Source organism: Cyanobium sp. NIVA-CYA 375, assembly GCF_056108345.1.
This window is the reverse complement of record NZ_JBSYHW010000001.1, coordinates 128,662-136,024: the sequence shown is the minus strand read 5'-3', so window position 1 is coordinate 136,024 and position 7,363 is coordinate 128,662. Positions and strand designations below refer to the sequence as shown.

The following is a 7,363-nucleotide window of genomic DNA, read 5'->3' as shown; positions in this document are numbered from 1 at the left end:
TTCTTCCTGGCTGCCTGGCCCGTGGTTGGCATCTGGTTCACCGCCCTTGGCGTGAGCACGATGGCCTTCAACCTGAATGGTTTCAACTTCAACCAGTCGATCCTCGACGGCCAAGGCCGTGTGGTGAACACCTGGGCAGACGTCCTGAACCGCGCTGGTCTGGGTATGGAAGTAATGCACGAGCGCAACGCTCACAACTTCCCCCTTGACCTTGCTGCTGCTACTGCCACCCCAGTGGCACTGACCGCACCTGCAATCGGTTGATAGTCAACAGCCCAGCTACGGCTGGGTAATAACGGAATCCCAAAAGCTCCCTGTAATAAGGGGGCTTTTTTATTGGCTGGGTGCCCTATCTCGATCTATCACCCGCCACGATGGGACAAGCTCTTACTCTCGCCGTGCTTTTCAATCCCTTCTGCCTGTTCACTACAGCCCAGGTATTGGCTCTTAAAGGCGCCGTGCTGGTCAAGACACTGATGCTCCTAGCCATCAGCGGCGGCCTGAGCAGTAGCCATGACTATTGAAGTCGCCTTGGCCATGCTGCAGCGGGATGGCCGCTGGCTGATGCAGCTACGCGACGAGATCCCCACGATCGTTGCGCCCGGCTGCTGGGGACTCTTCGGCGGGCATCTCGATCCCGGCGAAACACCGGAGCAGGCTTTGCGGCGGGAGCTACTGGAGGAAATCAGCTGGCAGCCCCCCGAACTTGAGCTGGTGATGGTGCACCACATCCACCGCCGCAAGGCGCACGTGTTCTGGGCCGAACTGTCGGTGCCGCTGGAGCAACTGCAGCTGCTCGAGGGTCAGGACCTGGCCCTGATCAGCGCGGAGGAACTGTTGGTTGGAGCCATCTGGAGCAGTCGCCTGGGCAGCCATCGCCCCCTGGCCGATGGGTTGCTCGAAGTGATGCAACACGTGCTCACCCAGCAGACTTGAGCGCAAAAAGCCCGGAGCATTGGCCCCTGGCATTTGCCTGCTCAGCCGTGCTGCTTCACGAGGGGGTCGGTCTCAGCTGCGCGAATTTTGCGCTAGTTCACAATCTGATCTTGTTCGATTAGAGACTTCTGTTGTGGGCGGAACTACCAGCGCTGGAAGCTGGTGCCAGGTGTCGAGGATGCCGTTACGAAAGGTTCGGGGCACCTGAGACCGGGGCAGAAGACACAGCGGTGAACGGTGCAGCGGATGGCCCTTCAGACCAGTGACAGCAATAATCAGTTGAAAGTGTTGGAGCGGGGAATGATCAGCAGCGCCCCCCTGAGTGGCGGTGGCCTGATGCCCATGCTTGCCGTCGCAGTGGGCGTGTGCGCTCTTTAAACACAGTTTAACCCTGCAGCATCATCCGCATTGATTCACAGATAAGTCCACAGGTAAAGTTTAGGAATTCAGATAAACAGCAGATCCATTAGGGCGCAAGCACTTTGAAAGAAAGGCAAATGCAACTGCGCATCGGCAACGGCTACGACATCCACCGGCTGGTGCCGGGTCGGGCCCTAATCCTGGGCGGCCAGCGGCTGGAGCATCCCGCCGGCCTGGGGCTCGATGGCCACAGCGATGCCGACGTGCTGGTGCACGCAATCATGGATGCCCTGCTAGGGGCCCTTTCCCTTGGAGACATCGGCCTTTACTTTCCACCGGACGACCCCCAGTGGCAGGGGGCCGACAGCCTGGAGCTGCTGGAGCAGGTAGTGGCCCTGGTGATGGAGCGAGGTTGGAGCGTGGTGAATGTGGATTCAGTGCTAGTGGCCGAGCGGCCCAAGCTCAAGCCCCACATCGCCGCGATGCGTTCTGCCATAGCGGCCCGCATGGGGCTAGCAGCCGATCAGGTGGGTGTTAAAGCCACCACCAACGAACAGCTGGGGGCTGAAGGCCGCGAAGAGGGCATCTCCTGCCACGCCGTGGTCCTGCTGCAAAAGCCGTGAGCCGCCCCTGGTACGCCAGCTTTTCTAAGTTTGTGAGATCGATATTGCTTCTGGGGATGACCCTGGTGCTGCTCTCCAGCCAAGCCGGCGCGGTGGACGCGTCCTTTGCCGTGCCCGATGGCTCCTACGACGTGGTGGTGGTGGAACATTTGCGCCTGAAGGTGCCGGCCGCTGGCCGCCAGGCCTGGCTGGAGGCGGAACAGGGCAGCTGGGAACCCTGGCTGGCCCAGCAGGAGGGTTTCCTCGATCGCCAGCTGCTCTGGGATCCCGCCACCGAGGAGGGCACCCTGCTGATCCGCTGGGTCGATCGCGAGCACTGGAAGGCGATTCCGCCGCAAGCGGTGCAGGCGGTGCAGGAGCGCTTCGAGCAGCTGGCCCAAGCCGCCACCGGCCAATCGCAAGGCAACCCATTCCCGCTGGTGTTTGAAGGTGAGCTGCTACCGCCATGAGCCGCATCAGCGCAGACCAGGCCACCTACGTGCTCGGCAGCCATGCCGAAGAGCGCGGCCGACTGGAGCGCCAGCACCAGATCTGGCGCCCAGAAATGCTGGCCGGCTGGGATCGGGCCGGCTTCTGCCCTGGCCAGCGCTTGCTCGACGTCGGCTGCGGACCGGGTTTCGCCAGCCTGGACCTGGGCGAGCGGGTGGGGGCCCATGGCCAGGTGTTGGCGATCGACAGTGCCCCGGCCTACCTCGAGCACCTGCGGCAGCAGTGCCAGCAGCGGCAGCTGTTGCAAGTGATACCCCAGCTGGGGGATCTGGCCCAGGGCCTGGACTCGGCCAGTGAGCTGGATGGGGCATTGGAAACGGGCAGCTGGGATGGGGCCTGGTGCCGCTGGGTGGCGATGTTTCTGCCCAGGCTGGAGCCATTGCTGGATCGGCTGGCCGCGGCCCTGCGGCCGGGCGGCCGGCTGGTGCTACACGAATACATCAAGTGGGAAACCTTCGCCCTACACCCCAAAGGAGACCAGCTGGCGAAGTTTGCGGCCCGCTGCATCCAGCACTGGTGGGCTCACGGCGGAGACCCAAACGTGGCCCAGCGCCTGCCGCAGCTGCTGGAGGCCCGAGGCTTTCGGCTGCTCCATAGCTCCAGCCTGATGGCCTGCTCCCCCAGCGACCATCCAAAAGCCCAGTGGCTGATCGACTTTCTCACTAGCTACCCAGCCCAGCTGGCCGCCGCTGGCCTCTGGAGCGCCGCGGAGCAGGCCGCCCTGGAGGCCGAACTGGCCTGGGCCCAGCAGCACACCAGCCTCTGGCTGACACCGGCCATTGTTGAGATGGTGTGGGAGCGGCTATGAGCGACAGCCCTGAACATCGGCTCGACCTGGGCCGCCGTCAGCGACTGGGGATGGTGGAAGCGATTTGGGGAGAGCACAAAAGTGTCGAGCAGATCGCCCGGATCCTGGAGGAGCTGCATGCCGCAGGAGAGCTGGCGCTTGTCACCCGCATCTCCCCTGAGAAGGCTGACGCCGTGGCTGCGCTACTTGGGCCGAAGCGAGGGCAGGCTTGGCTTCTGCAGCACCATCCCCTGTCCCGCTGTCTCACAGCAGGCTCATTACCAAGCCCAGATCCCCGGCTCGGGCGAGTTGCAGTGCTGAGCGGCGGCACCAGCGATTTAAAGGTGGCGGCAGAGGCCCAGCTAGCCCTGGCCTGCCATGGGATCGCCACCGAGCTGATTCTGGATGTGGGTGTCGCTGGCCTGCACCGGCTGCTGGAGAGGATCGAGGAGTTGCGTCGTGCCGATGTGCTGATCGCCTGCGCTGGCATGGAGGGCGCATTGCCCACGGTGCTAGGTGGGCTGCTACCCCAGCCCTTGATCGGCGTGCCAGTGGCGGTGGGCTACGGCGTGAGTGCTGGCGGCGTGGCCGCCCTGCACGGCATGTTGGCCAGTTGCGCCCCCGGTCTCACGGTGGTCAACATCGACAACGGCTACGGGGCCGCCATGGCAGCCCTGCGGATCCTGGGCTGCAGATCGGGCAATCAGTAGCCTTGACATAGGGGTGTTCAGCTGAGGTAGCAGTCCTACAGGTGCTGCAGCTGGGGGTAGGCAGTCAGCAGTTCTTCGGTGCTGAGCACTTCGCCCGCTCCTTCTGGCTGCCAGATCACCTCGATCGCCAGCAGGTCGTCAGCACCAACGGAGCCAAGCTGCTGCAACGAATCTCGCACCTGGTCGGCGCTGCCAGAACCCTTTAGGGCAAGCCGATTGCGGCTTGCAACCAGCAGGGTGACGGCAATGAAATCGCTACTGGCATCGCTATCTCCTGCAGCCACGCTGACATCGCTGAAGCGCTTGCCGCCCACATTGGTGGTGACCTCACGCTGCAACTTGCTGCGTTCAGTCATCGAGAGACGATTAAAAGTGGATTCTGCACTGGCAAACGGCACCTGACCTACCTCTGAATTGGCGTAAACCCAGAGGTCAGGGTGACGCAACAGGGCCAAGGTGGTCTCCTGAAGCAAGGCCTGGAGACCAGCCGCATGGCTGGTGTCGGCGCTATCGGCCAAGCGGCGCAAATCAGATTGCAGTTGGCGGGCTGACGCAAGCAACCCAACCTGCAACTGGCTGATGGTGACAGGGCCATCGGGACGGCCGCCGCCCACCAGATCGCTGCGGCTGCCGGAAATTGCTGGCCCCTGGCCGCCACCGCCGCCACCACGCACCGCATTGAGCAGCAGACCCCCCACTGCCATCAGCACAAGGAAGCCAAACAGGCCGCCGCCCCCGAAACCAAACATTGGAATCAGGAAGGGAAAGCCAATGCCCCCTCCCCCGTAGCCACCGCGGTAGCCGCTGTTGAAACCACCACCACCACCTCTGTAGCCACCGCCGCCGTAGCTCCTTGGCATCGAGGGGGCCGAGCGGAAGCTACCGCCACCGATGCGACCGCCACTGGCGGCCCAGCTGGGGCTGGGGTGCACCACCAACAGGCTCAGGACCAACATCGGCACGGCCAAAAAGCTGAAGCAGCGCCGCAAAACCAGACGAGTAGAAAGCGCCAAGGCGCTGGAAGCGATTGGTCGAAATCTAGGAACCACCGCCCACGATGGTGACTACCTCCAGCACATCGGATTCCACCACCGGCTGGGCAGGCCAGGCCTGTCTGGGCAGGATCGTGCCGTTGAACTCCACCACCACCAAGCGGGGCTTGTAGCCCAGTTCCAGCAGGGCCTGCTCCAGGTTGAGCCCGGCTGAGCAGGCTCGCTGATCGCCGTTTACCTGCAGCCTGATCACGAAGCCGGCACCTCAAGTGCTGCAAGCAGCTCGGCAGTAGCGGCAGCCGGATCAACCGCCTCAGTGATCGCCCGCACCACCGCAATCCGCTGGGCTCCAGCAGCCCGCACCGAGGCCACCTTGCTGGCCTTGAGCCCGCCGATCGCAAAGAAGGGGATCGGACTAGCCGCCGCGGCCTGGCGCACGTAATCGAGCCCCACCGGCTCCCGGCCGGGCTTGGTGGGGGTGGCCTGCACCGGACCGACGCCGACGTAGTCGCAGCCATCGCTGATCGCCTGCTGCAGCTGGTCTAGGGCATGGGTGCTGCGGCCGATCAAGCGATCGGGGCCCAGCAGCTGGCGCGCCACCGCCGGCGGCAGATCTCCCTGGCCCAGGTGCACCCCATCAGCCTCCACAGCCAGGGCAATATCGATTCGATCATTCACCAAAAACAGGGCGCCATGGGCGGCGCAGAGCTGGCGCAGGGCCCGGGCCTGGCTGAGTTTTTGCAGGTCATCGAGACCGGCGGCCTCCTTGGCGCGGTATTGCACCAAGCGCACCCCTGCCGCCAGGGCTGCGGCCACCACCCCCTCCAGGTCGGCCACCGGGGAAGTAATCAAATAGAGCCGGCAGCTAGCCAGCAGCTCACGTCGGCCGGCCCCGCCAGCAGCGGCTAAGCGACAGGCCTGCAATAAATCCACTTCCAGGTCGTAGAGCAGATAGCGCAGGGCTGAGGCCTCCTCAGCCAGCAGGGGATCGCTGCTGCGCCCAAACTCCTCCAGCACCCGCAAAGCCTCCTGCACCCGGCCGGCGTTGGCCCCAACCACGGCGCTGGGACTGGATCGCTCCGCTTGGGCCGGATGGCCGAGGCCCGCGGCTGGATCGGTGGCGGTGTGGCGAGCGAATTTGTAGGCATCGCGATGCAACCGGCCCAGCCGCTGGCGCATGTCCTTGGTGCGCACCACCAGATCGCCCCGATCGAGGCCAAAGCGGGCCCAATCTTCCAGCACCCGCAAGCCCTCACGGGCCCGATCGAGGTTGGCATCGAGCAGCCGATCGCGGGCTGGGTTGGAGAAGCTGTCTAGGGTGGGATCCATCACACAGGGGCCAATGGCAGGCGAGCCAGGCAATCCAAATCGAGGCAATACCGACAGCCCGATGCTGGTGCTGATTTCAGGGATTCTGCTGCTTGGCGGGATCGCTACCTTCATTGGCTGGGGTCTCACCCACGCCTATCCCAGCGCTTAAGGCGCGGGCCAGCTGGGCATCGGCCGCAATCTGGGCTGCTAGCTGCTCAAAGCTGGCGAAGGTTCGCTGGCGGCGCAGCAGTTGCAGCGGCTCCACCACCAGCTCCAATCCCTCAAGCTCCAGCTGCCGATCGAGCAGGTGCACCTCCACCGCCGAAGGGGCGGTGGGATCCACCGTGGGCTGGGGGCCGAGGTTCATCACCGCAGGCAGCATGGCCCCACCGTCCAGAGACGCGGTCGCCGCATAAACCCCCTCCAGCGGCAAAAACTTGCGGCCATCCACCTGCAAGTTGGCGGTGGGCCAGCCCAGCTGCTTGCCCAGCCCGCGGCCACGCACCACCCGGCCGCTGAAGCGATAAGGCCGCTCAAGTAAGCGGCGGGCCTCCTCCAGATCTCCTGCTGCTAGGGCCCGGCGGATGCGGCTGCTGCTTACCCGCTCCTGGCCGTCCCAGAGCATCGGCAGCACCTGCACCTCGATGCCGTGACGGGCACCAATTGCCACCAGGGCCTGACTGTCGCCGCTGCGGCCGGCCCCGAAGCGGAAGTTGTCACCCACCGCGACCCGCTGGGCCGCCAGCTGGCCCACCAGCACCTGCTCCACGAAAGCCTCGGGGCTGAGGGCGGCCAGCTCCCGGCTGAAGGGCACCAGCACCAGCTGCTCAATGCCAAGGGGCTCAAGCAAGTGCAGCTTTTCGGCGGGCAGATCGAGCCGCAAGCGCGCCTCGCCGTGCAGCACCTCGCGGGGGTGGGGCCAAAAGCTCACCACCGTGGGAATCGCCGCCGCTTGGTTGCCAGCCGCTGTTGTAACCGCCGCGATGACGCGGCGGTGGCCCTGGTGCAAGCCATCAAAGCTGCCGAGGGCGATGGCCGTGGGGCGCAGGGCCTCCTGGGGGGATCGCAGGGGTATCAACGCTACGGAACCCAAAGGCAACGGGAGCCAAATCGATCCTCCCATGGCACCTTTGGGATTCCCATCTGGATGGCTGA

The 7,363-nt window shown here is 64.7% G+C and carries 10 protein-coding genes and 1 pseudogene; 7 read left to right on the top strand and 4 right to left on the bottom strand.

From position 1 onward, the window contains the following. From AC01FP_RS00815 to larB, 7 genes and pseudogenes are all read left to right on the top strand, one after another. Positions 1-264: pseudogene (locus tag AC01FP_RS00815) on the top strand (photosystem II q(b) protein); the annotation flags it as partial. Between the two features lie 110 nt (positions 265-374). After that, positions 375-524, top strand: a complete 150-nt coding sequence (locus AC01FP_RS00810; protein ID WP_474476882.1) for a hypothetical protein — start codon at positions 375-377, stop codon at positions 522-524. After that, a complete protein-coding gene (locus tag AC01FP_RS00805; protein WP_474476879.1) occupies positions 514-936 on the top strand; it encodes an NUDIX hydrolase in 423 nt (140 codons plus the stop codon). Before AC01FP_RS00810 ends, AC01FP_RS00805 begins: the two co-directional genes overlap by 11 nt. A 497-nt stretch (positions 937-1,433) precedes the next feature. Then, complete coding sequence (gene ispF / locus AC01FP_RS00800; protein WP_474476877.1) at positions 1,434-1,919, top strand: 2-C-methyl-D-erythritol 2,4-cyclodiphosphate synthase; 486 nt, start codon at positions 1,434-1,436, stop codon at positions 1,917-1,919. A 56-nt stretch (positions 1,920-1,975) separates the two neighbouring features. Continuing rightward, positions 1,976-2,368, top strand: a complete 393-nt coding sequence (locus tag AC01FP_RS00795; protein WP_474476918.1) for a TIGR03792 family protein — start codon at positions 1,976-1,978, stop codon at positions 2,366-2,368. Further along, positions 2,365-3,216 (top strand): class I SAM-dependent methyltransferase, encoded by an 852-nt coding sequence (locus tag AC01FP_RS00790; RefSeq protein ID WP_474476872.1) that lies wholly within the window; start codon positions 2,365-2,367, stop codon positions 3,214-3,216. Before AC01FP_RS00795 ends, AC01FP_RS00790 begins: the two co-directional genes overlap by 4 nt. Then, positions 3,213-3,905, top strand: coding sequence for a nickel pincer cofactor biosynthesis protein LarB (gene larB, locus AC01FP_RS00785; protein WP_474476869.1), 693 nt, complete (start codon positions 3,213-3,215; stop codon positions 3,903-3,905). Before AC01FP_RS00790 ends, larB begins: the two co-directional genes overlap by 4 nt. 35 nt (positions 3,906-3,940) lie before the next feature. Here larB and AC01FP_RS00780 read toward each other — a convergent pair whose 3' ends face one another. The 4 genes from AC01FP_RS00780 to AC01FP_RS00765 all read right to left on the bottom strand — a co-directional run bounded on the left by AC01FP_RS00780 (position 3,941) and on the right by AC01FP_RS00765 (position 7,286). Continuing rightward, entirely contained in the window at positions 3,941-4,861 is a 921-nt protein-coding gene (locus AC01FP_RS00780) for a DUF1517 domain-containing protein (protein ID WP_474476866.1), read from the bottom strand. A gap of 82 nt (positions 4,862-4,943) precedes the next feature. Then, complete coding sequence (thiS, locus tag AC01FP_RS00775) at positions 4,944-5,147, bottom strand: sulfur carrier protein ThiS (protein WP_474476915.1); 204 nt, start codon at positions 5,145-5,147, stop codon at positions 4,944-4,946. Beyond that, positions 5,147-6,226 carry a thiamine phosphate synthase gene (locus tag AC01FP_RS00770; RefSeq protein ID WP_474476863.1) on the bottom strand — a complete coding sequence of 360 codons (1,080 nt, stop codon included), beginning with the start codon at positions 6,224-6,226 and terminating at the stop codon, positions 5,147-5,149. The genes thiS and AC01FP_RS00770 overlap by 1 nt, the downstream gene beginning before the upstream one ends. 76 nt (positions 6,227-6,302) lie before the next feature. Next, on the bottom strand, positions 6,303-7,286 hold the full coding sequence (locus AC01FP_RS00765) for a bifunctional riboflavin kinase/FAD synthetase (protein ID WP_474476912.1): 984 nt from the start codon (positions 7,284-7,286) through the stop codon (positions 6,303-6,305). Positions 7,287-7,363 lie beyond the last annotated feature (77 nt).

What these genes read in the sequence shown, in the direction of transcription:
- AC01FP_RS00810 (WP_474476882.1), top strand. Translation starts at nt 375, where the DNA reads ATGGGACAAGCTCTTACTCTCGCCGTGCTTTTCAATCCCTTCTGCCTG.
- AC01FP_RS00805 (WP_474476879.1), top strand. Translation starts at nt 514, where the DNA reads ATGACTATTGAAGTCGCCTTGGCCATGCTGCAGCGGGATGGCCGCTGG.
- ispF (WP_474476877.1), top strand. Translation starts at nt 1,434, where the DNA reads ATGCAACTGCGCATCGGCAACGGCTACGACATCCACCGGCTGGTGCCG.
- AC01FP_RS00795 (WP_474476918.1), top strand. Translation starts at nt 1,976, where the DNA reads ATGACCCTGGTGCTGCTCTCCAGCCAAGCCGGCGCGGTGGACGCGTCC.
- AC01FP_RS00790 (WP_474476872.1), top strand. Translation starts at nt 2,365, where the DNA reads ATGAGCCGCATCAGCGCAGACCAGGCCACCTACGTGCTCGGCAGCCAT.
- larB (WP_474476869.1), top strand. Translation starts at nt 3,213, where the DNA reads ATGAGCGACAGCCCTGAACATCGGCTCGACCTGGGCCGCCGTCAGCGA.
- AC01FP_RS00780 (WP_474476866.1), bottom strand. Translation starts at nt 4,861, where the DNA reads ATGTTGGTCCTGAGCCTGTTGGTGGTGCACCCCAGCCCCAGCTGGGCC.
- AC01FP_RS00770 (WP_474476863.1), bottom strand. Translation starts at nt 6,226, where the DNA reads ATGGATCCCACCCTAGACAGCTTCTCCAACCCAGCCCGCGATCGGCTG.